We start from the raw sequence: 23,882 nt of genomic DNA, 5'->3' as shown, positions 1-23,882 counted from the left end.
TGCTGGCAGGCTGGCGGAGATGCCGACCGTGATCCCGTCCGTGATGTGGTTCCGCCGCGACCTCCGCCTGCGCGACAACCCCGCCCTCGTGGCCGCGGCCGCGGACGGCCCCGTGCTCCCCCTCTTCGTCCTCGATCCAGCGCTGTGGGGGCCGTCCGGCCCGAGCCGCCGTGGCTATCTGACGGCGTCGCTCCACTCGCTCTCCGCGAGCATCGGCGCCCTCGCCGTCGTCGAGGGCGATCCGGTACGCCGGGTGGTCGACGCCGCCCGCTCGGTCGGTGCCGAGCGCGTGCATGTCGCGGCCGACTTCGGCCCGTACGGCCGGCGCCGCGATGAGCACCTCGAGCAGGCGCTGGCCGGGCACGGCATCGAGCTGGTGCGCACCGGCTCGCCCTACGCCGTGGCACCGGGCCGGGTGACGACCAGGGCCGGCGAGCCGTACCGGGTGTTCACGCCGTACCACCGCGCCTGGGCCGAGCACGGCTGGCGCGGGCCGATCGACGCGCCCGCCGACGTCGAGTGGGCGGGGCTCGACGACACGGTGGACCTGCCCGAGCCGGACCTGCCGGACGGTCTCGAGCTGCCCGCGGCCGGCGAGGACGCCGCGCTGCGGCAGTGGGCGGCGTTCCTGGACCGGGTCGCGGACTACGCCGACGAGCGCGACCGGCCCGACCTCGACACCACCTCGCGGATGTCGGTGCACCTGCGCTGGGGCGAGGTCCACCCGCGCACGCTGCTGGCGGACCTCGCGCGGCTGCGCAGCGACGGGGCGGCGGCGTACCGCCGGGAGCTGGCGTGGCGTGAGTTCTTCGCCGACGTGCTGGCCGCGCGGCCGGAGACGGCGCGGGACTACCTGCGCCCGGAGTACGCCGGCATGCGCTACGACCGGCCGGGCAGCACCTTCGCCGCGTGGCGGGAGGGACGCACCGGCTATCCGATCGTCGACGCCGGCATGCGGCAGCTGCGGGCGACCGGCTGGATGCACAACCGGGTGCGGATGGTGGTCGCTAGCTTCCTGGTCAAGGACCTGCACGTCGAGTGGCGGCACGGGGCGCGGCACTTCATGGAGTGGCTGGCCGACGGCGACCTCGCGTCCAACCAGCAGAACTGGCAGTGGGCGGCCGGGAGCGGCGTCGACGCGGCGCCGTACTTCCGGGTCTTCAACCCGACGTCGCAGGGGCGCAGGTTCGACCCCGACGGCGGCTACGTGCGGCAGTGGGTGCCGGAGCTGGCCGGGGCCGGCGACCCGCACGACCCCAGCCCCGAGGACCGCCGTGCGTCGGGCTACCCGGACCCGATCGTCGACCACGCGGTCGAACGCCGGGAGGCGCTCGACCGCTGGGAGGAGATCCGTTGACGGAGCCGGTTGCCTAGGATGGAGCGCATGGGTTTGAACGATCAAACGCGTCAGGAGTGGTGGCGGCACGCCGTCACCTACCAGATCTACCCGCGCAGCTTCGCGGACGCGAACGGCGACGGCGTCGGCGACCTGGCCGGCATCACCTCGCGGCTGCCGTACCTGCGCGACCTCGGCGTGGACGCGATCTGGATCTCGCCGTTCTACACCTCGCCGCAGCGCGACCACGGGTACGACGTCGCCGACTATCGCGACGTCGACCCGCTGTTCGGCTCGCTCTCCGACGCCGACGACCTGATCGAGCGCGCGCACGAGCTCGGCCTGAAGGTGATCGTCGACCTGGTGCCCAACCACACCTCCGACCAGCACCCGTGGTTCCGGGCGGCCCTCGCCGCCGGCCCGGGCAGCCCCGAGCGCGACCGCTACCTCTTCCGCGACGCGAGGCCGGACGGCTCGCTGCCCAACAACTGGAGGTCGGTCTTCGGCGGCCCCGCCTGGACCCAGGTGGAGGGGGGCCAGTACTACCTGCATCTCTTCGACAGCAGCCAGCCCGACCTCAACTGGCGCAACCCCGAGGTCGGCGAGATGTTCGTCGACGTGCTGCGCTTCTGGCTCGACCGCGGCGCCGACGGCTTCCGCGTCGACGTCGCCCACGGCCTGTTCAAGGAGGAGAGCCTGCGCGACCAGGTGCTCCCCGAGGGCGAGGAGCTCGCCCGCGGCGCCGGCGGGTCGCTGGTCGAGCGCACCCTGCGCGACGAGCCGATGTGGGACCAGCCCGAGGTCCACGACGTCTACCGCCGCTGGCACGACCTCCTCGCCACGTACGACGGCGACCGGATGCTCGTCGCCGAGGCCTGGACCCAGACCCCGGAGTCGATGGCGCGCTACATCCGCGAGGGCGAGTGCAGCCAGGCGTTCAACTTCGCCTGGCTGCTGGCCCCGTGGTCGGCCGCGGAGTTCACCGAGGTCGTCACCGGCACCATGACGGCCGTCGGCCTGGTCGGCGGCTCGCCCACCTGGGTGCTGAGCAACCACGACGTCGTTCGCCATGTGACCCGGTACGGCGGCTGCGAGGTCGGCCTGGCCCGGGCCCGCGCCGCGACGCTGACCATGCTCGCGCTGCCGGGCTCCGCGTACCTCTACCAGGGCGAGGAGCTCGGCCTGCCCGAGGTCGAGGTCGCCCCCGAGAACCGGTCGGACCCCTTCTTCCTCCGCACCGGCGAGGGCGGCCGCGACGGCTGCCGGGTGCCGATCCCGTGGAGCGGCACCACCGCGCCGTACGGCTTCGGCCCGGGCAGCGGCCAGCCGTGGCTCCCGCAGCCCGGCGACTGGGCGCCGCTCACCGCGGCGGCCCAGGCCGGCGACGACTCCTCGACGCTGGAGTTCTATCGCACGGCGCTCGCCGTCCGGCGTACCTTCGCGACGACCGCGGGCGACGACGTCGACCTGCTCGACCTCGGCGCGGACGTGCTCGCCTTCCGGCGCGGCCCCCTCACCGCCGTACTCAACTGCGGCACCGCCCCCGTCACGCTGCCCGCCGGCGACGTGCTGATGTCCAGCGGCCCGGTGTCTCGGGAGCTCCCGCCCGACACGGCGGTGTGGCTGGGCTGATGATTTGTCGTCGAGACACCAGAAACGGCCCTCGATCCGCTCGATTGAGGGCCGTTTCTGGTGTCTCGACGCCGGAGGGATCAGCCCCGGGCGTCCAGGGCCGCGTTGTAGCGGCCGAGCAGCTCGACGATGGCGGAGAGGTCTGAGTCGGACCAGTCGCGGAGCCGGTCGTCGAGCCAGGCGCGGCGCTCGTCGTTGACCGTCGCCATCCGGGCGACCGCGTCGGGGGTGGCGGAGACGAGGGTCGCGCGGCCGTCGTCGGGATCGGGGGTGCGGTCGACCAGGCCGAGGTCCACGAGGTGCTGGATCTGGCGGCTGATCGCCCCCTTGTCGATGCCGAACGCCTCGGCCATCGCCGACGCCCGCTGGGCGCCGTGCTGGCCGAGCCAGGTGAGCATCAGGTACGACGACGTCTGCAGGTCGGGGTGTACGGCGCGGGCGCGCTCGCCGATGACCCGGCGGATCCGGCGGATCATCACGCCGACCTGCTGCTCGAGTCCGCCGAGCAGCTCGGCGCGGGCACGGGTGCTGGTCACAGGGCTAAGCATGTCAGCGCTCGGCCCTCGCCACCGCGTGGTGCAGCTCCGGAGCCGCCTCGACCTCCTCCAGGTTGGACGTGCGCAGCGGCACCTCCTCGATCAGCAGCACGCAGACCAGCGCGACCAGGGCGAGCGGCGCGGCCACGAGGAAGATGTGGCCGAACGACGCGCCGAAGGCCTGCTCCCAGATCGACTGCTCCCAGCCGGGCAGCGAGGGGACGTCCGGCACCGCGTGGCTGCCGGCGTCGAAGGACGGCGGCCGCTGCGCGGCGGCGTACCCCTCGGCGACCTTGGCGGCCACCTGGCTGCTGAGGATCGCGCCGAGCACGGACACGCCGATCGAGCCGCCCATGGAGCGGAAGAACGCAACGACCGAGCTGGCGGCGCCCAGGTCGGACATGGCGACGTTGTTCTGGACCGAGAGCACCAGGTTCTGCATGGTGGCGCCGAGGCCGATGCCGAGGATCGCCATGAACGCGCCGATCACGACCAGGTTGGTGGTCTCGTCGATGGTGCCGAGCAGGCCGAGGCCGACCACGACGAGGACCATGCCGCCGACCAGCCAGCGCTTCCACCGGCCGGTGTCGCTGATGGTCCGGCCGCTGACGACGCTGGAGACGAACAGCCCGCCGACCATCGCGATCGACATCAGGCCGGCCTCGGTGGGCGTCATGCCGCGGGAGGTCTGGAAGTACTGGCTCAGGTAGACCGTGGAGCCGAACATCGCGACGCCGATGAGCACCGACGCGATCGTCGCGAGCGTGGTGGTGCGGTCCCGGAAGAGCCGCAGCGGGATCACCGGCTCGGCCGCGACCTTCGCCTCGACGTAGATCGCGGCACCGAGGAGCAGCGCGCCGAGGACGACGAGGCCGACGCTGGTGGCCGAGGCCCAGTCGAAGCTGTTGCCGGCCAGGCTGACCCACACCAGCAGCACCGAGACGCCGGCGACCAGCAGGGTCGCGCCGACGTAGTCGATCTGCACCGGGCGCTTCACGACCGGCAGGTGGAGGGTCTTCTGGAGCAGGAAGAACGCGAGTACGGCGAACGGCAGACCGACGAAGAAGCAGCCCCGCCACCCGAGGGCGGAGTCCACGATCACGCCGCCGATGAGCGGCCCGCTGACCGTGGCCAGCGCGAAGACGGCACCGAGGTAGCCGGCGTACCGGCCGCGCTCGCGCGGGGAGATCATCGTGGCGATCACCACCTGGACCAGCGCGGTGAGGCCGCCGACGCCGAGGCCCTGGACGACGCGGGCGCCGATCAGCACCTCCATCGAGGGGGCGAACGCCGCGATCACGGAGCCGCCGATGTAGATGAGCAGCGCGAGCTGGACCAGCAGCTTCTTGCTGAACAGGTCGGCGAGCTTGCCCCAGATCGGCGTGGTCGCGGTCATCGCGAGCAGGGTCGCGACGACGACCCAAGTGTAGCCGGTCTGGCTGCCCCGCAGGTCGCTGACGATCGCCGGGAGGGCGTTGGTGACGACCGTGCTGGACAGCATCGCGACGAACATCGCCAGCAGCAGGCCGCTGAGCGCCTCCAGGATCTGGCGGTGGGTCATCTCGGTGGGCTGCTGGGGCACGAGCGCTCGATTCACGGGAGCCATAAGGTTGTCGAGGTCAACTGTATTCCCAGAACGTTGACATCGGCAACGAATGCGACGCAGGTCACCCGCACACGCAGCGACCCGCAGACGTGGACTCCTGGCGGAGCCCGCTCCGGTGGACGTGAAGACCGGATCGCCTGCGGGTCGGGTGACTGCCTGGGATTCACCAGCAGCCGGCCCGGGGTGGCTCCACCCCGGGTGATGCCAGTGGGCTGCTAGCGGGCAGCCACCTCACGCGTCCTGTAGGAAATCATTCTTCGGACCACCTCCTTTCCCGTGTGCGGCCACGGTAGGCCGGCGGCTCGTCGCGTTCAACGGGTTAATCGGCCGCCAGGGCCGCCGTGAACTGCGACCGATACAGCCGGGCGTAGGCGCCCTCGCGGGCGAGCAGCTCCTCGTGGGTGCCCTGCTCGACGATCGCGCCCTCCTCCATCACCAGGATCAGGTCGGCGTCGCGGATCGTGGAGAGCCGGTGGGCGATCACGAACGAGGTCCGGTCGGTGCGCAGCGCGGCCATCGCGTGCTGGAGCAGCAGCTCGGTGCGGGTGTCGACCGACGAGGTCGCCTCGTCGAGGATCAGCAGCGCCGGGTCGGTGAGGAACGCGCGCGCGATCGTCACGAGCTGCCGCTCGCCGGCGGAGAGGTTCGAGCCCTCCTCGTCGATGAGGGTGTCGTAGCCGTCGGGGAGCGAGTGCACGAACCGGTCCACGAACGTCGCCCGCGCGGCCTCCAGGATCTCGGGCTCGGTCGCGTCCGGCCGCCCGTAGGCGATGTTGTCGCGGATGGTGCCGGCAAACAGCCAGGTGTCCTGGAGCACCATGCCGACCTGCGCCCGCAGCGCCGCCCGCGGCATCGAGGCGATGTCGACGCCGTCGAGCGTGATCCGGCCGGCGTCGAGCTCGTAGAAGCGCATCACCAGGTTGACCAGCGTGGTCTTGCCGGCGCCGGTCGGGCCGACGATCGCGACCGTCTCGCCGGGGCGCGCCACGAGCGAGAGGTCGGTGATCAGCGGCCGCTCCTCGTCGTACCGGAACGACACCCGCTCGAAGGCCACCTCGCCCCGGCGCCCGGACGACGGCGCCCCGGCCAGGTCCACGGACTCCTCGTCGGCGTCGAGCAGCTCGAAGACCCGCTCGGCCGAGGCGACACCGGACTGCAGCAGGTTCGCCATCGACGCGACTGCGGTGAGCGGCTGGGTGAACTGCCGGCTGTACTGGATGAACGCCTGCACCTCGCCCAGCGACAGCTGGCCGCTCGCGACGCGGAGGCCGCCGACGACCGCGACCAGGACGTAGTTGAGGTTCCCGAGGAACATCATCGACGGCATGATCAGGCCGCTCACGAACTGCGCGCCGAGGCTGACCTTCGCGAGCTCGTCGTTCTCCTCCGCGAAGGCCCGCTCGACCTCCTCCTGCCGGCCGAACACCTTGACCAGCGCGTGGCCGGAGAAGGCCTCCTCGACCTGGGCGTTGAGGGCGCCGGTGCGCCGCCACTGCGCGACGAACATCCCCTGCGACCGCTTCATGATCTGCGCGGTCACGACCAGCGACAGCGGCACCGTCACCAGCGCGACCAGTGCGAGCAGGGGCGAGATCCAGAACATCATCACGAGCACCGCGAGGACGGTCATCAGCGAGGTGAGCAGCTGGCTCATCGTCTGCTGGAGGGTCTGCGACACGTTGTCGATGTCGTTGGTGACCCGCGAGAGCAGCTCGCCGCGCGGCGACCGGTCGAAGTAGCCCAGCGGCAGCCGGTGGACCTTCGACTCGACGTCCTCGCGCAGCTGGCGCACGGTGCTCTGCACGACCGTGTTGAGGACGAAGCCCTGGAGCCAGCCGAGCAGCGCGGCGCCGGCGTAGATCGCGAGCACCAGGAGCAGGACGTCGCCGACGGCGCCGAAGTCGACGCCCTGACCGGGTACGACGTCCATCCCCCGCACGGCCGCGGGCCATTCGGACTCCGGCGTCCCGGGCGGGATCTGCCGGCCGACGTACCCGTTGAAGACCAGGTCGGTCGCGTGGCCGAGGATCCGCGGGCCGACCGACATCAGCGCGACGCTGGCGACGCCGAGCAGCACCACCAGCACGGCCTTGCCGCGGTCGGGCCGCATCCGCGCGACCAGGCGCCTGGCGGACGGGCCGAAGTCCATCGCCTTCTGCCCGACCATGCCGCCGCCCATCGGGCCGCGGCCGGGTCCGCCCTGGGGCGCCTCGATCCGCTCGGTGGCCCGGAACTCCTGCTTCTGGCTCACGCCGCCTCCTCCGCCGAGAGCTGGGAGGCGACGATCTCCCGGTACGTCGCGCACTCGGCCAGCAGCTCGCCGTGGGTGCCCCGGCCGCCGACCGCGCCGTCCTCGAGGACGACGATCAGGTCGGCGTCGCGGATCGTGCTGACCCGCTGGGCGACGATCAGCACGGTCGCGTCCCGCGTCACGGGCGTCAGCGCCGCCCGCAGCCGCGCGTCGGTCGCGAGGTCGAGGGCCGAGAACGCGTCGTCGAACAGGTAGATCCCCGGCCTGCGGATCAGCGCCCGCGCGATCGCCAGCCGCTGCCGCTGGCCGCCGGAGAGGTTGGTGCCGCCCTGGGCGACCGGCGCGTCCAGCCCGTCGGGCAGCGCCTCGACGAAGTCCCGGCCCTGGGCGACCTCGAGCGCCGCCCACATCTCCTCGTCGGTGGCGTCCCCCTTGCCGTACTGGAGGTTGCTGCGGACCGTGCCGCTGAACAGGTACGCCCTCTGCGGCACCAGGCCGAGCTGCTCCCAGAGGAGCCCGGGTTCGAGCTCGCGGACGTCGCGGCCGCCGACCCGGACGGTGCCGGACGTGGCGTCGAAGAGCCGCGGCACCAGGTTGACCAGCGTGGTCTTGCCGGCACCGGTCGAGCCGATCACGGCCACGGTCTGGCCGGGCCGCGCGGAGAGAGAGACGTCGCTGAGCACCGGCGCGTCGGCGCCCGGGTAGGCGAACGTGACGCCCTCGAGGTCGAGGTGGCCGCGCAGCGCCGGGTCGGGGGCGACCGGCCGCTCCGGCGGCGGCACCGACTTGTGGGTGTCGAGCACCTCGACGATCCGGTCGGCGCACACCGACGCGCGCGGGATCATCATCAGCATGAACGTCGCCATCATCACCGACATCAGGATCTGCATCAGGTAGGAGAGGAACGCCGTCAGCGCGCCGACCTCCATCCGGCCGTCGTCCACACGGTGGCCGCCGTACCAGATGACCGCGACGCTCGAGACGTTCACGACCAGCATCACCAGCGGGAACATGGTCGCCATCCAGCGCCCGGCGCGGACCGACACGTCGGTGAGCGCGTCGTTCACCTCGCCGAACCGCTCGCGCTCGTGCGGCTCGCGCACGAACGCGCGGACCACCCGGATGCCGGTGATCTGCTCGCGCAGGACGCGGTTGACCTCGTCGATGCGCGACTGCATGGCGCGGAAGCTCGGCACCATCCGGCTCACCACGAAGCCGACGGAGACGAACAGGGCGGGTACGACGACCGCCAGGATCCAGCCGAGGCCGGCGTCCTCGCGCAGCGCCATGACCACGCCGCCGACCATCATGATCGGGCTCTGCACCGCGATGTTGCAGCCCATCAGCACCAGCACCTGGGTCTGCTGCACGTCGTTGGTGCTGCGGGTGATCAGCGACGGCGCGCCGAACTGCTGCACCTCGCGGGTCGAGTAGGTGCCGACCCGGTGGAAGATCGCGGCCCGGACGTCGCGGCCGAAGCCCATCGCGATCCGCGAGCCGAACCAGACCGCGGCCACCGCGCACGCGACCTGGCCGAGCGAGATCAGCAGCATCAGGCCGCCGATGCGCAGGATGTAGCCGGTGTCGCCGGTGACCACGCCGCGGTCGATGATGTCGGCGTTCAGGCGCGGCAGGTAGAGGAGCGCGACGACGCCGAGGAACTGGAGCACCACGACCATCGCGATCTGGCGGCGGTACGGCGCGAGCCGCTCGCGGAGCAGGCGCAGGAGCATCAGGAGTCTCTCCTCAGTACGCCGTTGAGGATCACGTCGGCGATCTCCTCGGGCGCGAGGGGTTGCTGGTCGGAGATGTGGGGGTGGCTGCCGGCGAAGGTCAGCAGCCGTACCAGGTGGGTGACCCGGTCGAGCGAGACCGTGAAATGGCCGGCGTCGCCGGCGAGCAGCGCGGCGAGTCCGCCCTCCTGGAGCCGCTTGCGAACCGACGGGTCGCCGGTCACCTCGGGCGGCTTGCGCACGCCCATCGCGGCCATCAGCGCGAAGATGCCGACGAACCGGCGCTGGAGCAGGGCGGTGAACGTGACCAGGCGGTCGCGCAGCGACAGGTCCGGATCGATCTGCGCGACGTCGTCGAGGAAGCCGGTCGGGTCGAACTCCGCCTCGAGGACCGCATCGAAGAGCTCCTCCTTGGAGGAGAACGCCCGGAAGATCGTGCCCTCGGCGATGCCGGAGGCCTCGGCGATCAGCTTGGTGGTGGTCGCGCGACCGTGCTCGTAGAGCAGCGGTCGCGTCGCGGCGATGATCGCCCCGCGCCGCTTCTCCGGCGACATCGGCCGGGCCCGCTCCCTCTTGGTCTCCACGATCGGACACCATAAATGAGTGAGCACTCACTCACAAGGGGTGCGGGCCTCGCTCCTCCGTCCGCGGGCGCAACGCTGTCGGCCGAGCGGTGCACAATGTCGTCAACGCCGACTGTCAAACCCGGATAGAGGTGATGACGACAGTGACCGATCTCGAGTTCATGGTCGACGAGGGCCGCTCCGCCTCCGCCGACCGGTTCTTTCGCGCCGGGAGCGATCTGCTGACTCTGCTCGACGAGATGACCGACGTCCCGGTCGACTGGGTGATCGCAGACCTGCACCTAGGCTCTGCGGTCGCACGCATCAGCACAGTCACAGACGATCCGGTTGCCGACGCCGCACTGGAATCGGTCGTCGCGGGGCTCCAAATCGTCGAAGGTGGCGGCCTCCTGCCAGAGATCTGGGGTCCAGATGCCATCGCCGCCGCGCGTCGACTCTCCGCCGTTGTCGATCCGATCCCGGAACAGTCTGATTCCCCCGGGCGCGCACGCCTGACGCTGATCGGCGGCAACCACCTCCCCAGCAGTCGCACCGTCGAGTTGACGACGTCGCTTGCGGGTCGCCTCGCCGACCTCCAACCGTTCGAGCGGCGCATGCCCGGCTCGGTGCGCGGACGACTAGTCGGGATGAACATCTCTCGCGGCAACAGGGCCTCTCTCCGCGAACCCACCGGGCGGATCGTCCGAGTCACGTTCGGCAACGAGCTGCGCGTACCGATCCGGGACGCCCTTCTCGAGGATGTCGAACTCGGCGGAGATCTACGGCAGGACGCCGACGGCCGCGTCTTCCAGATTCGGGCCTACCAGGTTCGGACGTTGCCATCACCACGGATGCGCTGGACAGCCCTGTTCGCGGCGGATCCGGACATCACGGCTGGCGTGACGGTCGACGAGTACCTGGAACGGTCACGTGGCTCGGCCTGAGCACATCGAGCGCGTGCTGCTGGACGCTTCGTGCCTGATCGGCGTCATCATGGGCGAGCCGGCCATGGAACCACTGACCTCTCTTCTGGCTGCCATCGACCGCGGAGAGATCAAACTCGTCGAGTCGAGCGCGATTCTCGCGGAGGTGTTGCCATCGCACGCACGCGATACCGGCGGCGACATGCGAGACGCGATACTCGAACTCCTGGAGGCCGCCTGAAGTCGAACTCGTCGATGTCTCCACCGTGGTCGCCAAGAAGGCCGCGCAACTGCGAATCGACCACGGCCTGAAGACGTGGGATGCCATCCATCGTGCCACCGGGATCGTCGCGCAGGTCGACGTACTGATCGTCCGCGATGCCAAGTTCCCCAGCGATCGATCCATCGAAGGCGTCTACGTGACGGAGCCGTTCGACGTCGACGACGACAAGCTCCTCTAGGGCGCGAGCCGCTCGGTGACCCAGCCTTCGGTCCCACTGTCGGCGCCACTCTCGGCGGTGCGCCGGTAGCGCAGCCGGTCGTGCATCCGCCCCGGACGGCCCTGCCAGAACTCCACGGCGTGGGCGCGCACGACGTACCCGCCCCACTCCTCGGGGACCGGCACCTCGTCGGGGTAGCGCAGGTCCGCGGCCTCGAACGCGCCGGCGAGCTCCGCGCGGGTGGTCACCCGCGACTGGTGCGACGCCCACGCGCCGAGCTTGGAGCCGCGCGGCCGGGTGGCGAAGTATGCCTCGACGTCGGCGGGCGGCAGCGGGGTCGCGACGCCGTCGACGCGGATCTGCCGCTCCAGCGGGTGCCACGGGAAGAGCAGGGCGCAGCGCGGGTTGCCGGCCAGCTCGACGCCCTTGCGGGAGCCGGTGTTGGTGAAGAACACGAAGCCCGCTTCCCCCACCCCCTTGAGCAGCACCAGCCGCGAGGACGGCGCGCCGTCGGCGCCGACGGTGGCGACCACCATCGCGTTCGGGTCGTGCAGGCCGGCGTCGACCGCGTCCCGCATCCAGCGCTCGAACATCGGGATCGGCTCGGGTGTGAGATCGCCCTCGTCCAGTCCGGCCCGTCCGTACTCCTCGCGCAGCCCCGCCAGATCCATACGGACGACCCTAGACTGCCGCCGTGACCGACGTTGACGTGCAGCACGGGCTGGAGGGCGTGGTCGCCTTCGCCACCGAGATCGCCGAGCCGGACAAGGAGGGCTCCGCGCTGCGCTACCGCGGCGTGGACATCGAGGAGATCGTCGGCCGGGTGCCGTACGAGTTCGTGTGGGGCCTGCTCATCGACGGCGCCTACACGCCCGGCCTCGCCCCGGCCGAGCCCTACAACCTCCCCGTCCACACCGGCGACGTCCGCGTGGACGTCCAGGCGGCGGTGGCGATGCTCACGCCGGCGTTCGGCTTCGGGCAGACCTACGACATCAGCGACGAGCAGGCGCGCGAGGACATCGGCCGGCTCGCCGTCATGGTCCTCTCGTACGCCGCCCAGTCGGCCCGCGGCCTGCACCAGCCGGTCGTCCCGCAGCGGGTCGTGGACGAGGGCAGCACGCTCGCGGAGAAGTTCCTGATCCGCTGGAAGGGCGAGGCCGACCCGAGGCACGCGCACGCGATCGACGCCTACTGGTCGTCCGCGGCCGAGCACGGCATGAACGCCTCGACGTTCACCGCCCGGGTGATCACCTCGACCGGCGCGGACGTGGCGGCGGCATTCTCCGGCGCGATCGGCGCGATGAGCGGCCCGCTGCACGGCGGCGCGCCGTCGCGAGTGCTCGGCATGATCGAGGAGGTCGAGCGCCGCGACGGCGACGCGGCGTCGTACGTCAAGGAGCTGCTCGACAGCGGCGAGCGGCTGATGGGCTTCGGCCACCGGGTCTACCGGGCCGAGGACCCGCGCGCCCGGGTCCTGCGGCGTACGGCGCGCGAGCTGGATGCGCCCCGCTACGCGGTCGCCGAGGCGCTGGAGCAGGCCGCGCTCGCCGAGCTGCGCGACCGGCGGCCGGACCGGGTGCTCGAGACCAACGTGGAGTTCTGGGCCGCGATCGTGCTCGACTTCGCGGAGGTGCCCGCGCACATGTTCACCTCGATGTTCACCTGCGCCCGCACCGGCGGCTGGTCCGCCCACATCCTGGAGCAGAAGCGCACCGGCCGGCTGATCCGGCCGTCGGCCGTCTACATCGGCCCCGCCGCCCGCCCGGCCTCCGCGGTCGACGGCTGGCGGTCGGAGTGGCACCAGTAGCGACCCTTCGAAGGGAAAGCGCCGGGCTCAGGCGACCGCGTGACCGCACGCATCGCAGAACCGCGCCGACGGTGCGACCGGCTGGCCGCAGCTCGAGCAGAACTCCCCGCCACGCGGGACGCCGTGCTCGATCGTGATGCGGGAGTAGGCGCCGCCGCGGGTCAGGATCGCGGCGCGGGTGAACGCGACGATGCCGAAGCCGATCACGGCGGCGAACCCGCCGGCCGCGAACAGCGCCATCGAGGAGTCGCCCCCGTTCGCGGGGTCCGCCTGGGCGAAGCCCACGAACCCCAGCACCACGCAGACGAGCCCACCCAGGATCACGACGGCTCCGACGACGAGCAGCAGCTTCTGGACCGGCGTGGCGTTGTTCATGATCTGTCATCCCCCGAGAGTCGGCTGCTGATCCTGACAGAATAGGGAACCGTGAGCGACGCCCCGCAGATCCCCCACGACCTCCTGCCCGCCGACGGCCGGTTCGGGGCCGGACCGTCGAAGATCCAGACCTCGCACCTCGACGCGCTCGCCGCGACGGGTACGGCGGTGATGGGCACGTCCCACCGCCAGGCGCCGGTGCGCGATCTGGTGGGCCGGGTGCGCTCCGGGCTCTCGTCGCTCTTCTCGCTGCCCGACGGCTACGAGGTGATCCTGGGCAACGGCGGCGCCACGGCGTTCTGGGACGTCGCCACCTACGGCCTGATCTCCGAGAAGTCGCAGCACCTGTCGTTCGGGGAGTTCTCCTCGAAGTTCGCCGCCGCAGCCACCGCCGCTCCGTGGCTCTCCACGCCGTCCGTCATCACGTCCGAGCCGGGCTCGGCGCCGGTCGCGGTCGCCGAGGACGGCGTCGACGTCTACGCCTGGGCGCACAACGAGACCTCGACCGCGGTGATGGCCCCGGTCGTGCGGCCTTCCTCCGACGGTCTGGTCCTCATCGACGCCACCTCCGGCGCGGGCGGCCTGCCCGTCGACGTGCGCGAGGCCGACGTCTACTACTTCGCCCCGCAGAAGTGCTTCGCCTCCGACGGCGGCCTCTGGGTCGCGCTCTTCTCCCCCGCCGCGCTCGCGCGTGCCTCCGCCATCGCCGGGTCGGGTCGTCACATCCCGGCGTTCTTCGACCTGCCGACCGCGATCGACAACTCGCTGAAGAACCAGACCTACAACACCCCCGCCGTCGCCACGCTCTTCCTCATGGCCGAGCAGCTGGACTGGATGAACTCCTCCGGCGGGCTGTCCGGGATGGTGGCTCGCACGACGGAGTCGTCGGACATCCTCTACACCTGGGCCGAGAAGTCGCCGTACGCCTTTCCCTACGTCGCCGACCCCGCCCACCGCTCCCTGGTCATCGGCACCATCGACTTCGAGGACACCGTCGACGCAGCCCGGATCGCCGCCGTCCTCCGCGCCAACGGCGTCGTCGACACCGAGCCCTACCGAAAGCTCGGCCGCAACCAGCTCCGCATCGCGATGTACCCCGCCGTCGACCCCGCCGACGTCGAGGCCCTCACCGCCTGCATCGACTGGGTCGTCGAGCGCCTCTGATCGCACGGCGGTCGAGAACTGGTGGTCGAGGAGGGCGCTCTGGCGCCCGTCTCGAAACCACCACCCGCCCAGCACCGAATCTTTACCCGAGAGAATCACGGAAAGTGTCCACATCCCGGTCAAGACAAGGGATCTGAGGCCCCGAATGTCGGTGCACCCTGCTTGGCTTGAGTCATGGCAGCCACCAGCATCGTCGATGTCGATCCGGTGCTGGCCGCTGCCCGCGAAGCCGCCGAGATGGAGGCCGTCGCGCAGGTCCGCAAGCTACAACTCGCCGTCGAATGGGCACTCCAGCACCCCGGCTACGACCGCTCCGAGCACGAGTCCTGGGCCATGCGCCCCCTCGAGCTCGCCGGCGACGGCGCCCCCACCATCGACGAGGCTGCCGTCGCGGAGTTCGCCCTCGCCATCGGGTGCAAGCACGAGCCCGGCGCGAACCTGATCGGCGACGCCCTCGAACTGGTTCACCGCCTCCCCAAGGTCTGGGCCCGCGTCCTCGCGGACGAAGTGCCGGTCTGGAAGGCCCGCAAGATCGCCCAAGCCACTCGGTCCCTCCCCCTCGACGCCGCCGCCGCCGTCGACCGCCACCTCGCGCTCATCGCCAGGAAGTGCTCCTTCGCCGAGATCGACCGGCAGGTCGAGAAGGCGAGGGCGGAGTACGACCCCGCCGAGACCGAACGCCGCCGGATCGCCGCTGCCGAGAAGCGGCACGTGAAGTTCCACTTCCACTCCGTGACCTCCGACGGGCTGGTCGCGTTCAGCGGGATCACGGACCTCGCAGACGCCGTCGCCGTCGACACCCTGCTGACCGCCAAGGCAGCGACGCTCGACCCCGCCCTCCCCCTCGACGTACGCCGCTCCATGGCCCTCGGGCTCCTCGGCGACACCTCCACCGGCAAGGAGGTCGTGCTCTACACCCACACCCGTCCCGGCCAGGACATGGTCGAGGTCGACAACACCCGGTCGGTCGTGACACCAGAGCAGGTCCGCGAGTGGTGCCAGGCCGCGGTCACGAAGGTGACGGTACGACCAGTCATCGACCTCGCCGAGGAACTGACCACAGACGTCCACGACCCCACGCCGCCGATGCGGGAACAGGCATGGGCGCGACACCCGACCTGCGTATTCCCCCACTGTCAGCGGCCCTCCCGCGGGTGCGATCTCGACCACCGCATCCCCTACCCCGCCGGCCTCACGACGACCTGGAACCTCTACCCGCTCTGCCGCACCCACCACCGCCTCAAGACCACCGGCGGCTGGAACTACCGCACCCGGCCCGACGGCACCATCGAATGGACCAGCCCCGCCGGACTGCGACATACCGCCTGACCCCCCACCCCGCCGAACCCCGCCGGCGGGGCCACGGGCACGCGTGCCGGCTCACTCCGCCCTGAACACCCCGTCCGGCGTCTCGACCTGGGACGGCGAACCGTCGTCGGCGAGCCTGATCGCGATGTCGCCGAAGTGGGCGATGTCGCCGACGACCGGCACCTCGCGCGGGTCTCACCGACGGCCGTACCCCCTCACAGGGCACCCACGATCGCGTCGTACGTCGCCGCGTCGAAGGCGACGAGCCGGGCCTCGGCGACCGACGTCGTGGCGGTGCGGAAGACCTCGAGCGGAGCCGCGATCGCGTCGGTCTTCGGCCAGCCGTAGATGCCCGCCGAGACCAGGGGGAACGCGACCGAGAGGGCGCCCAGCGAGTCGGCGACGGCCAGGGCGCGCGAGTAGCAGGAGAGCAGCAGCGCGCGATCCCGCTCACCGGCGGTGTAGTTGGGGCCGACGACGTGGATCACCCAGCGGGCGGGCATGGAGCCGGCCGTTGTCCAGCCCGCGTCGCCGGTGGCGAGCCCCGAGGGGAAGCGGGCGACGCAGTCCGCCAGCACGGCCGGCCCACCGGCGCGGTGGATCGCGCCGTCGACGCCACCGCCGCCGCGCATCGTGCGGTTGGCGGCGTTCACGACCGCGTCGACGTCCTGCGCGGTGATGTCGCCCTGCACGACGGTGATGTCCATGGCGAGAGTCTGCTACACAGGAGCGATGGAGCTCGTCGGGCTGCACCGGTCCAAGGCGGTGGCCGCCGTCGGATACGACCCGGCCAGCCGCACGCTCCGGGTGCGGTTCCGCCACGGCGGCCTGTACGACTACCTCGACGTGTCGCCCGAGATCTACGACGGCCTGCTCACCGACGAGCACCCCTGGACGCGGTACGGCGCCGAGATCAAGGACGACCACCGCTGGCGGCGCGTGGAGGAGTGATCAGCCGCAGGGTCGCCCGCTCCAGGGCCGCCTGTCGCTCGTCGGTGTTGGCATAGGCACGCCGGGTGGCGCGCGCGATCGTGCGCCCCTCCTCGTAGGCGTCGACCACGCGCGGGTCGACGTAGGACGAGCGGGCCAGGGCCGGGGTGTTGCCGAGGAACTCCGCGACCTCCCTCATCGCGCCCGCGACGGCGCGCTTGCGCGAGGCCCTGGTCTCCCCCGGCTCGGGCGTCTCCGCCAGCGCCGCCGCGGCGAGCACGGTCGCGTGCCAGGTGCGGAAGTCCTTGGCCGTGGCCTCGAGCCCGGTCGAGGCGCGCACGTACTCGTTGACCAGCTCCGGCAGCACCGCCCGCCAGTCGCGGCCCTCCTTGTAGGCCAGCAGCCGCAGGTCCTCACCGCGGCGCCGGCGCATGATGTCGATCGCCTCGATCACCACCCGGTCGTCGATCTCGATCCGGTGGTCGACGCCGGACTTCCCGACGAACGCGAACACCAGCCGGTCCTGGTGCCTGCGCACGTGCCGCCGCTCGAGCGTGGTGAGCCCGAACGACCCGTGCGCGTCGGCGTACACGTCGTTGCCGATCCGGAAGTACCCCAGGTCCAGCAGTCGTACGGCGGCCGCGCACGCGCGCTCGAGCGGCATCCCCTCCCGGCCGAGATCCGCGACCACCAGCGCGCGGGCGCGGGTCAGCGCCTTGCCGAACGCCAGCACCCGGTCGTGCTTCTCGGCGTCGCGCCGGGCCCGCCAGTCCGGGTGGTAGAGGTACTGCCGCCGGCCGGCGTCGTCGGTGCCGACCGCCTGCATATGCCCGTTCGCGTACGGCGTGATCCAGACGTCCGTCCAGGCCGGCGGGATCGCCAGCGCCCGCACCCGCGCGGCGTCCTCCTCCGGCAGCCGCGCGCCGGTCGCGTCGACGTACGCGAAGCCGCGCCCGGCCCGCCGCCGGGTCCACCCCGGCTGGTCGGGTGAGGTCCTACGCAGCCGCGCCACGGCCGAGGAGTAGCCCCACGGCCCGCGCCACAAACCTCGTCGCCGACGCCACGGCGGACCAGGCGGCCATGGCGTTCACCCGGAGCACGTCGGTGAACTGCCCCTCGGTGTTGACGTGGACCGAGCCGTCCTCGGCGACCGAGATCCCCTCGCCCTGCGGCTGCGCCGGCAGCCGGAACGACGCCAGCCGCTCGTGGCCGGGGAAGGAGTAGACCGCGGCGCCGCGGTAGTCGCGCAGCACGTAGCTACGCCCGTCGGGGAAGAACGACCCGTCGGTCACGAAGCCCGCGGTGTCGGCGACGGCCGTCAGCTCGTTGGGCTCCGCGGCCGACAGCTCCCGCGGCGCGGCGTACACCGTCCCGCCGAAGACGTCCTTGCTGACCACGAACAGCTGCCCGGTCCGCGGCTGCGCGAGCAGCGCCTCCGCGTCGTGCGCGCCGTCGGGGTAGACCAGCTCGTAGGACTCCGACGTCACGGTCCGGTCGCCCGGCCCGAACGGCACCTTGAGCACGGTGATCGACGACCGTGCCCCCCGGTTGTCGCCGATGTCGCCGACCCAGACCTCGCCGTCGCCCGCCGGCGCGAGCGCCTCGGTGTCGGTGGGATCGTCGACCCACGACGTCGTGCCCACGGTCTCCCCCGACCCGTCGACGGTGAAGATCCGCCCACCGTCGCCGGAGTCGTTGACGGTCACGAAGAGTCCGTCGCGCACGACCAGCCCGCTGGACTCCACGATCGTCGGGTCGCGCAGCGTCAGGTCGACGGAGTACGCCGGGTCGTCCGGCCCGCTCGCGGCGCCGATCGCGAACGGCACCAGCGACGCGACTGCCAGCACCCGGTCGATCATCGGCCGATCACAGCAGCTCGGCCAGCCTGGGTCGCAGCCCCCAGACGCTGACCAGCTCGTCGTACTCCTTGCGCACCGAGCCGCCCTTCACCACCGCCCCGGTCCGTACGGCGCGCAGCATCGTGTTGCGCGGCGTGTGCTGGCTCTCGACGAACTGCACCACGTCGACGCGGTAGCCCTGCAGCCGCATCAGCGACGCCCGCAGCCCGTCGGTCAGGGTGTCGGCCAGGCGCTCGCGGAGGATGCCGTGCCGGGTCAGCATCGCGTACGGGCTCGGCGTCGGGGCCCTGCGCAGCTGGGCGGCGACGTCGTGGTGGCAGCAGGGCGCGGCGAGCACGAGCTGCGCACCCCAGCGCACCGCCCGGGCGAGCGCCTCGTCGGTCGCGGTGTCGCAGGCGTGCAGCGCCAGCACCACCTCGGGCGCCGGGTCGAGCTCGACGCCGCCGATCGAGCCGACCACGAAGTCCGCGTCCACACCGAGCTCGCGTGCGACGGCCGCGTTGTGCGAGCGCGACTGCTCCTTCACGTCGACCCCGGTCAGCCGGACCGGCAGCCGCTGGGACAGGTACCGCTCCGCCGCGAAGGTCAGGTAGGCGTTGCCGCAGCCGAGGTCCACGATGCGCAGCGGGTCCTCGGCGGTCGGCCGCCGCAGGTGGCCCTTGTCCAGCGCGTCGGTGATCGACGCGTCCAGCAGCCGCAGGAACTCCTCGACCTGCCGGTACTTCGCCTGCCGGCTGGGCTTCAGCCTCCCCGATGCGTCCGAGATGCCGAGCGCCACGAACACCGGGTCGTCCTCGGGCAGCAGCCGCTGCTTGTCGCGGTCGTGCTCGCGCTCGGCCTCGACCGGCTCCGCCCGGTCGGTGGTGTGCACGACCGCCTCGAGCCTCTTGGTGACCCGCAGCTGGTGCGACTGGGTCGTGGTGTCGACGTGCCAGCTCGCGAACGGCTCGTCCAGCAGCCCGTCCACGGCGTCGCGCGCCGCGCTCTGCCCGTCCCCGGTGGCCACGTGGTTGGCGGTGAACGCCTGCGTGGCGTCGTACGTCGTGACCTGGAGGTGCCGCCCGGCCCTGAGGTCGACGTAGCGCAGCTCCGCGCGCCGCCACCTGGGCTCCTGCCCTTTCTGCCGGCCGGAGGCGACCGCCCTCACCAGCACGTCCGGGTCCAGGATCAGCCCGCGCAGCCGGTTCAGCTCCCGCAGCAGCGGCTCGGCCACGACTACAGCACCGCCGCGATCACGACGATGAGCAGCAGCGCCACGAGGACCGTCGGGATGATCAGGCGTCGGTGCCGGGGGTTCACCGCTCCACTCTAGAAGCGAGCAGTTCGGCGAGGTGCAGGGTGGGGACCTGGGCGAGGTCGTCGAGCTGGACCCGGCAGGACATGCCGTCGGCGAGCACGACGGCCTCCGGCTGGGAGCGTACGGCGGGCAGGAGGTGCGTCTCGGCGACGGCGACGGACACCTCGTAGTGCCCCTTCTCCATGCCGAAGTTGCCCGCGAGGCCGCAGCAGCCGGCCACCTGGGTGACGCGAGCACCGGCCTTCTCCAGGATCCGCTTGTCGGCGGCCCAGTCGAGGATCGAGGCGTGGTGGCAGTGCGGCTGGGCGACCACCTCGACGCCGGCCAGCGAAGGCAGCTCGACGTCGAGCCGCTCCAGCAGCTCGGCGAGGGTGAGCACGTCGAGGTGCTCGCCGAGCAGCTCGGGCACGTCGGAGCGCAGGGTGGCCAGGCAGGACGGCTCGAGCCCGACGACGGGCACGCCGGAGTCGAGGTAGGGCCGCAGCGTCCGAACGGTCCGGGTCATGATCGCGCGCGCCTGGTCGAGCTGCCCGGTCGTCACCCAGGTCAGTCCGCAGCAGGCGTCGTCGCGGATCACCCGTGCGGTCACGCCGACCGACTCCAGGAAGGAGATGGCTGCGTGCGCGTTCGCCGGGAAGAAGTGGTCGGTGAAGGAGTCCGCCCAGATCCACACGTCCGGCCGCTCCCCCCGGTGGTCGAGCTCGTCGAGACCCCGCCGCAGCGTCCGCGGCGCGAAGGCCGGGATCGAGCGCCGCTGGTCGATGCCGGCGGTCGCCTTCGCCAGTCGTGCGACCGGCCCGAGCCGCATCAGGCGGTTCGCAACCGGCGCCACCGGCGCCGCCAGCCGGGCCCACTTCGGCAGCCGGCCGAGCAGCAGGTGGCTGCGGGGCCGCCGCTCGGCACCAGGACCCGAGTACGTCGCGTGCAGCGCCTCGGCCTTGTAGGTGGCCATGTCCACCCCGGTCGGGCAGTCCGACGCGCAGCCCTTGCAGGCCAGGCACAGGTCCAGCGCCTCGTGCACGGCCGGATCGGCGAGGCCGTGCACCAGCGACCCGTCGAGCGCCTCCTGCAGCACCCGGGACCGGCCCCGGGTGGAGTCCTTCTCCTCCCGGGTGGCCAGGTAGGAGGGGCACATCACGCCGTTCGTCCGCGGCGCCACGCACTTGCCGACGCCCGTGCAGCGATGGATGGCCTCTGCGAGCGGGATCGCCGGCCGCGGCCGGGTCGGGCGCAGGTCGGCGTCCAGCGGGGCGGGGTCGACGATGTTGCCCGGGTTCAGCAGCCCGCGGGGGTCGCAGATCGCCTTGACCGCGCCGAACAGCGCCAGCGACTCCGCGTCGTACATGGTGGCCAGCAGCTCCGAGCGCGCCCGCCCGTCGCCGTGCTCGCCCGAGATCGAGCCGCCGTACTCGCGCAGCCTGCGCGCGCACGCGGTCAGGAAGTCGCGGAAGACGGACGCCCCGCCGTCATCGCTCTGCCCGTCCCCGAAGGGGAAGTCGATGCGCACGTGCACGCAGCCGTCGCCGAAGTGGCCGTAGGGCACGCCGTCCAGCCCGTGCTCCCTCAGCAGCTCGTCGAAGTCGCGCAGCCAGGCGCCCAGCCGCTGCGGCGGCACCGCGGCGTCCTCCCAGCCCGAGTACGCCGGCCGCGAGAGCGACCGCGCGGCCAGCCCGGCGCCGTCCTCCCGGATCCGCCACAGCGCCACCGCCTCGCGAGGGTCCTCGACCAGCCGGTGATCCAGCGCGCCGGCCGCGGCGACCACCGCCGAGGTCTCGGCCGCCGGCACCTCCACGAACAGCCACCCCGCGCCCCGCGGCAGCTCCGGCGCCCCCGCGACCAGGTCCACGATCCGCGAGTCCAGGCCCTCGCACGCGGTCATCGACGGCGCCGCCGCGAGCAGCGCCGGCACCGCGTCGGCGGCCTCGGCCATCGACGGGTAGCCCAGCACCACCAGGTGCCGGTCCGGGTCGTCGGCGACCAGCCGCACCGTCGCCGAACGGACAACCGCGAGGGTGCCCTCCGAGCCCACCAGGAACCGCTCCACCGATCGCCCGTGCTCCGGCAGCAGGTGCTCCAACGAGTAGCCGCTGACCTGCCGGCCGAACCGCCCGAACGACGTCCGCACGTGCGCCAGATGCCGGTCCACCAGCGCCCCCAGCTGAGCCTGGACGTCGGAGGCGCCCGGCCCGTAGGCCACGTCCAGCCCCACCACGTTGTCCGAGGTCCGGCCGTACCCCAGCGCCCGCGAGCCGCACGCGTTGTTGCCGACCATCCCCCCGACCGTGCAGCGGGTGTGCGTCGACGGGTCCGGCCCGAACCGCAGCCCGTGCGGCGCCGCCGCCCGCTGCAGGTCCGCGTGGACCACCCCGGGCTGCACCACCGCCGTCCGCGCCTCCGGGTCGACCGAGGCCACCCGGTTCAGATGCCGCAGCGTGTCCACCACGATCCCGGCCCCCACCGCGTTGCCCGCGATCGACGTCCCCGCCCCCCGCATCGTCACCGGCACACCGGTCTCCGCCGAGACATCGAGCACCGCATCCAGCTCATCGACATGCCGCGGCCGCACCACCACCCGCGGCACCACCCGATACAACGACGCATCCGAGGAGTACAACGCCCGAGCCAGCACCGAGTCGTCGACGTCCAAGACCCCCCGGCCACGCAGCGACGCGACGAGATCGGGAGCGGAGGTCACGTCACCAGTGTTCCATCGACGCCCGGAGGACCGCCGCCGGGCCGTCGTCCGTGGGACGCGCCGCTCCCGAACTTCAAGGAAGGCGCAGCGTAGGCGAATACCATCTCGCTCGCCGGGCCGACCTACTAGGCTTCCTCCAGCGGAGGAGGGGGGCTCTGGATGCGTCACGTCTGGCGCCACGCACGGTGGGTCGTGCTGGCGATCGTCGTCGTGCTCCTGTCCGGTGGCGCGCTCTACGCCCAGATGCGCGACCCGCTGGGCCCGCTCGGCGGCGCCGAGACCGGCGCCCCGCAGCCCGTCGTCGACGGCAACCGGATCGTCGACGCCCGCAGCGGTCGCGAGTTCGTGCCGCGCGGCGTGAACTGGAGCAGCTTCGAGTACGCCTGCGCCCAGGGCTGGGGCTACTCCGCCCTGGACAACCTCGTCGCCCGCGACCCGTACAGCGCCGAGGCGAGGACGATCGCGAAGTGGGGCGCGAACACCGTCCGCCTCCCGCTGAACCAGGACTGCTGGCTCGGCACCCGCGGCGCCCCGGTGAGCGACCAGTACGAGGAGCGCACCGTCGAGGGCTACCGCGAGGAGGTGGCCAAGTTCGTCACCGCCCTCAACGAGGAGGGCATCGTCGTCATCCTCGACCTGCAGAGCCGCAAGCGGATCGGGCAGCCGGAGTTCGGCAACCTCGCGATGCCCGACTCCGAGTCGATCGCGTTCTGGACCTCTCTCGCCGGGGCGTACGCCGGCAACCCGTCGGTCATGTTCGACGCGTTCAACGAGCCGTACTCGCGCTACAACGCCAGCGGCACCCGCTTCCTGTTCGACCTCACCTGGAAGTGCTGGCGCGACGGCGGCTGCGAGGCGCCGTTCGTGGACGACCAGACCGCCTCCGCCGGGCAGGTCACCTTCCCGGTCCAGGGCATGGCCGCGATCGTCTCCGCGATCCGCACGGCCGGCGCCGAGCAGCCGGTGCTGCTCGGCGGGCTGGACTACGCCAACGACCTCAGCCACTGGCTCGAGTTCGCCCCCGACGACGACCAGCTCATCGCGGCGTTCCACTCCTACGACTTCAAGAAGTGCTCGACCAAGGACTGCTGGGAGGGGACCCTCGGCCGGCTCGCCGACAGCGTGCCCGTGCTCACCTCCGAGCTCGGCTCCGAGAAGCCCCGGCAGGGGTACGTCGGGCGCTACCTCGACTGGGCGGACAGCCGCAACCTGGGCGTGCTGTTCTGGGTCTGGGCCGACCACCCGGGCGACCCGATGGCGCTGATCAGCGGCGACCGCAGGCGCCCCACGGCCTCCGGCCTCGAGGCGCGGAACTGGCTCCGGGGACACGCTCCGGAGTAGCCGACCGGGCCCGAGATCCACAGCCGATCCACGCCCGGTCAACGACTCGGCAACAGTCGGTCAACGGTGGACCAGACCGGTCCGGG

22 protein-coding genes are annotated in these 23,882 nt (G+C 72.1%); 10 read left to right on the top strand and 12 right to left on the bottom strand.

The genetic code is table 11. From position 1 onward, the window contains the following. Positions 1 to 19 precede the first annotated feature (19 nt). Together ACYVKX_RS11355 and ACYVKX_RS11350 are read left to right on the top strand one after the other, a co-directional pair. Positions 20 to 1,357, top strand: coding sequence for a cryptochrome/photolyase family protein (locus tag ACYVKX_RS11355; RefSeq protein WP_460832133.1), 1,338 nt, complete (start codon positions 20 to 22; stop codon positions 1,355 to 1,357). Positions 1,358 to 1,384: 27 nt separating this feature from the next. Continuing rightward, positions 1,385 to 2,968, top strand: a complete 1,584-nt coding sequence (locus ACYVKX_RS11350; RefSeq protein ID WP_460832130.1) for a glycoside hydrolase family 13 protein — start codon at positions 1,385 to 1,387, stop codon at positions 2,966 to 2,968. 80 nt (positions 2,969 to 3,048) lie between these two features. Here the strand turns inward: ACYVKX_RS11350 and ACYVKX_RS11345 are convergent, their stop codons facing one another. The 5 genes from ACYVKX_RS11345 to ACYVKX_RS11325 all read right to left on the bottom strand — a co-directional run bounded on the left by ACYVKX_RS11345 (position 3,049) and on the right by ACYVKX_RS11325 (position 9,678). Next, positions 3,049 to 3,504, bottom strand: a complete 456-nt coding sequence (locus ACYVKX_RS11345; RefSeq protein WP_460832127.1) for a MarR family winged helix-turn-helix transcriptional regulator — start codon at positions 3,502 to 3,504, stop codon at positions 3,049 to 3,051. Between the two features lie 13 nt (positions 3,505 to 3,517). Then, the gene (locus tag ACYVKX_RS11340; RefSeq protein WP_460832125.1) at positions 3,518 to 5,086 is read right to left on the bottom strand and encodes an MDR family MFS transporter; all 1,569 of its coding nucleotides are present in this window, start codon (positions 5,084 to 5,086) and stop codon (positions 3,518 to 3,520) included. Positions 5,087 to 5,429: 343 nt separating this feature from the next. Then, the gene (locus tag ACYVKX_RS11335; protein WP_460832361.1) at positions 5,430 to 7,289 is read right to left on the bottom strand and encodes an ABC transporter ATP-binding protein; all 1,860 of its coding nucleotides are present in this window, start codon (positions 7,287 to 7,289) and stop codon (positions 5,430 to 5,432) included. A gap of 68 nt (positions 7,290 to 7,357) precedes the next feature. Beyond that, positions 7,358 to 9,094, bottom strand: coding sequence for an ABC transporter ATP-binding protein (locus tag ACYVKX_RS11330; RefSeq protein ID WP_460832123.1), 1,737 nt, complete (start codon positions 9,092 to 9,094; stop codon positions 7,358 to 7,360). Continuing rightward, the gene (locus tag ACYVKX_RS11325; protein ID WP_460832121.1) at positions 9,094 to 9,678 is read right to left on the bottom strand and encodes a TetR/AcrR family transcriptional regulator; all 585 of its coding nucleotides are present in this window, start codon (positions 9,676 to 9,678) and stop codon (positions 9,094 to 9,096) included. Before ACYVKX_RS11325 ends, ACYVKX_RS11330 begins: the two co-directional genes overlap by 1 nt. A 134-nt stretch (positions 9,679 to 9,812) precedes the next feature. Here ACYVKX_RS11325 and ACYVKX_RS11320 point away from each other — a divergent pair, with 134 nt between their 5' ends. The 3 genes from ACYVKX_RS11320 to ACYVKX_RS11310 are packed head-to-tail and all read left to right on the top strand — an operon-like array spanning position 9,813 to position 11,041. Further along, positions 9,813 to 10,601 carry a hypothetical protein gene (locus ACYVKX_RS11320; RefSeq protein ID WP_460832119.1) on the top strand — a complete coding sequence of 263 codons (789 nt, stop codon included), beginning with the start codon at positions 9,813 to 9,815 and terminating at the stop codon, positions 10,599 to 10,601. A 13-nt stretch (positions 10,602 to 10,614) separates the two neighbouring features. After that, the gene (locus tag ACYVKX_RS11315; protein ID WP_460832117.1) at positions 10,615 to 10,821 is read left to right on the top strand and encodes a hypothetical protein; all 207 of its coding nucleotides are present in this window, start codon (positions 10,615 to 10,617) and stop codon (positions 10,819 to 10,821) included. A gap of 25 nt (positions 10,822 to 10,846) precedes the next feature. Then, positions 10,847 to 11,041, top strand: a complete 195-nt coding sequence (locus ACYVKX_RS11310; RefSeq protein WP_460832115.1) for a hypothetical protein — start codon at positions 10,847 to 10,849, stop codon at positions 11,039 to 11,041. Here the strand turns inward: ACYVKX_RS11310 and pdxH are convergent. Then, positions 11,038 to 11,691: a pyridoxamine 5'-phosphate oxidase gene (gene pdxH / locus ACYVKX_RS11305; protein ID WP_460832113.1), complete on the bottom strand. Its 654-nt coding sequence runs from the start codon at positions 11,689 to 11,691 to the stop codon at positions 11,038 to 11,040. The two genes, ACYVKX_RS11310 and pdxH, sit on opposite strands and share 4 nt — an antisense overlap. A gap of 23 nt (positions 11,692 to 11,714) precedes the next feature. Between pdxH and ACYVKX_RS11300 the strand changes: the two genes are divergently transcribed. Beyond that, the gene (locus ACYVKX_RS11300; RefSeq protein WP_460832109.1) at positions 11,715 to 12,827 is read left to right on the top strand and encodes a citrate synthase 2; all 1,113 of its coding nucleotides are present in this window, start codon (positions 11,715 to 11,717) and stop codon (positions 12,825 to 12,827) included. 27 nt (positions 12,828 to 12,854) lie between these two features. Here the strand turns inward: ACYVKX_RS11300 and ACYVKX_RS11295 are convergent, their stop codons facing one another. After that, positions 12,855 to 13,202 carry a zinc ribbon domain-containing protein gene (locus ACYVKX_RS11295; protein WP_460832107.1) on the bottom strand — a complete coding sequence of 116 codons (348 nt, stop codon included), beginning with the start codon at positions 13,200 to 13,202 and terminating at the stop codon, positions 12,855 to 12,857. A 51-nt stretch (positions 13,203 to 13,253) separates the two neighbouring features. Here ACYVKX_RS11295 and serC point away from each other — a divergent pair, with 51 nt between their 5' ends. Both serC and ACYVKX_RS11285 read left to right on the top strand, forming a co-directional pair. Further along, on the top strand, positions 13,254 to 14,366 hold the full coding sequence (gene serC / locus ACYVKX_RS11290) for a phosphoserine transaminase (RefSeq protein WP_460832105.1): 1,113 nt from the start codon (positions 13,254 to 13,256) through the stop codon (positions 14,364 to 14,366). Positions 14,367 to 14,540: 174 nt separating this feature from the next. Beyond that, entirely contained in the window at positions 14,541 to 15,695 is a 1,155-nt protein-coding gene (locus ACYVKX_RS11285; RefSeq protein WP_460832101.1) for an HNH endonuclease signature motif containing protein, read from the top strand. Positions 15,696 to 15,889: 194 nt separating this feature from the next. On the opposite strand, the gene ACYVKX_RS11280 is transcribed toward ACYVKX_RS11285, so the two are convergent. After that, a complete protein-coding gene (locus tag ACYVKX_RS11280) occupies positions 15,890 to 16,381 on the bottom strand; it encodes a macro domain-containing protein (RefSeq protein ID WP_460832099.1) in 492 nt (163 codons plus the stop codon). Positions 16,382 to 16,406: 25 nt separating this feature from the next. Here ACYVKX_RS11280 and ACYVKX_RS11275 point away from each other — a divergent pair, with 25 nt between their 5' ends. Next, entirely contained in the window at positions 16,407 to 16,625 is a 219-nt protein-coding gene (locus ACYVKX_RS11275) for a KTSC domain-containing protein (protein ID WP_460832097.1), read from the top strand. Here ACYVKX_RS11275 and ACYVKX_RS11270 read toward each other — a convergent pair. The 4 genes from ACYVKX_RS11270 to ACYVKX_RS11255 form a co-directional block, all read right to left on the bottom strand. Then, complete coding sequence (locus tag ACYVKX_RS11270) at positions 16,588 to 17,616, bottom strand: DNA topoisomerase IB (protein WP_460832095.1); 1,029 nt, start codon at positions 17,614 to 17,616, stop codon at positions 16,588 to 16,590. The genes ACYVKX_RS11275 and ACYVKX_RS11270 overlap by 38 nt on opposite strands. Continuing rightward, positions 17,600 to 18,463: a hypothetical protein gene (locus tag ACYVKX_RS11265; RefSeq protein WP_460832093.1), complete on the bottom strand. Its 864-nt coding sequence runs from the start codon at positions 18,461 to 18,463 to the stop codon at positions 17,600 to 17,602. The genes ACYVKX_RS11270 and ACYVKX_RS11265 overlap by 17 nt, the downstream gene beginning before the upstream one ends. Positions 18,464 to 18,470: 7 nt before the next feature. Next, entirely contained in the window at positions 18,471 to 19,676 is a 1,206-nt protein-coding gene (locus ACYVKX_RS11260; protein ID WP_460832091.1) for a class I SAM-dependent methyltransferase, read from the bottom strand. An 82-nt stretch (positions 19,677 to 19,758) separates the two neighbouring features. Beyond that, on the bottom strand, positions 19,759 to 22,455 hold the full coding sequence (locus ACYVKX_RS11255) for an FAD-binding and (Fe-S)-binding domain-containing protein (protein ID WP_460832089.1): 2,697 nt from the start codon (positions 22,453 to 22,455) through the stop codon (positions 19,759 to 19,761). A gap of 159 nt (positions 22,456 to 22,614) precedes the next feature. On the opposite strand from ACYVKX_RS11255, the gene ACYVKX_RS11250 reads away from it, so the two are divergent. Beyond that, entirely contained in the window at positions 22,615 to 23,796 is a 1,182-nt protein-coding gene (locus ACYVKX_RS11250; protein ID WP_460832087.1) for a cellulase family glycosylhydrolase, read from the top strand. Positions 23,797 to 23,882: the final 86 nt, after the last annotated feature.

The organism is Nocardioides hungaricus (assembly GCF_054782915.1).
Note: the sequence above shows the minus strand (reverse complement) of the source record. Positions and strands in the feature narration are given on the sequence as shown.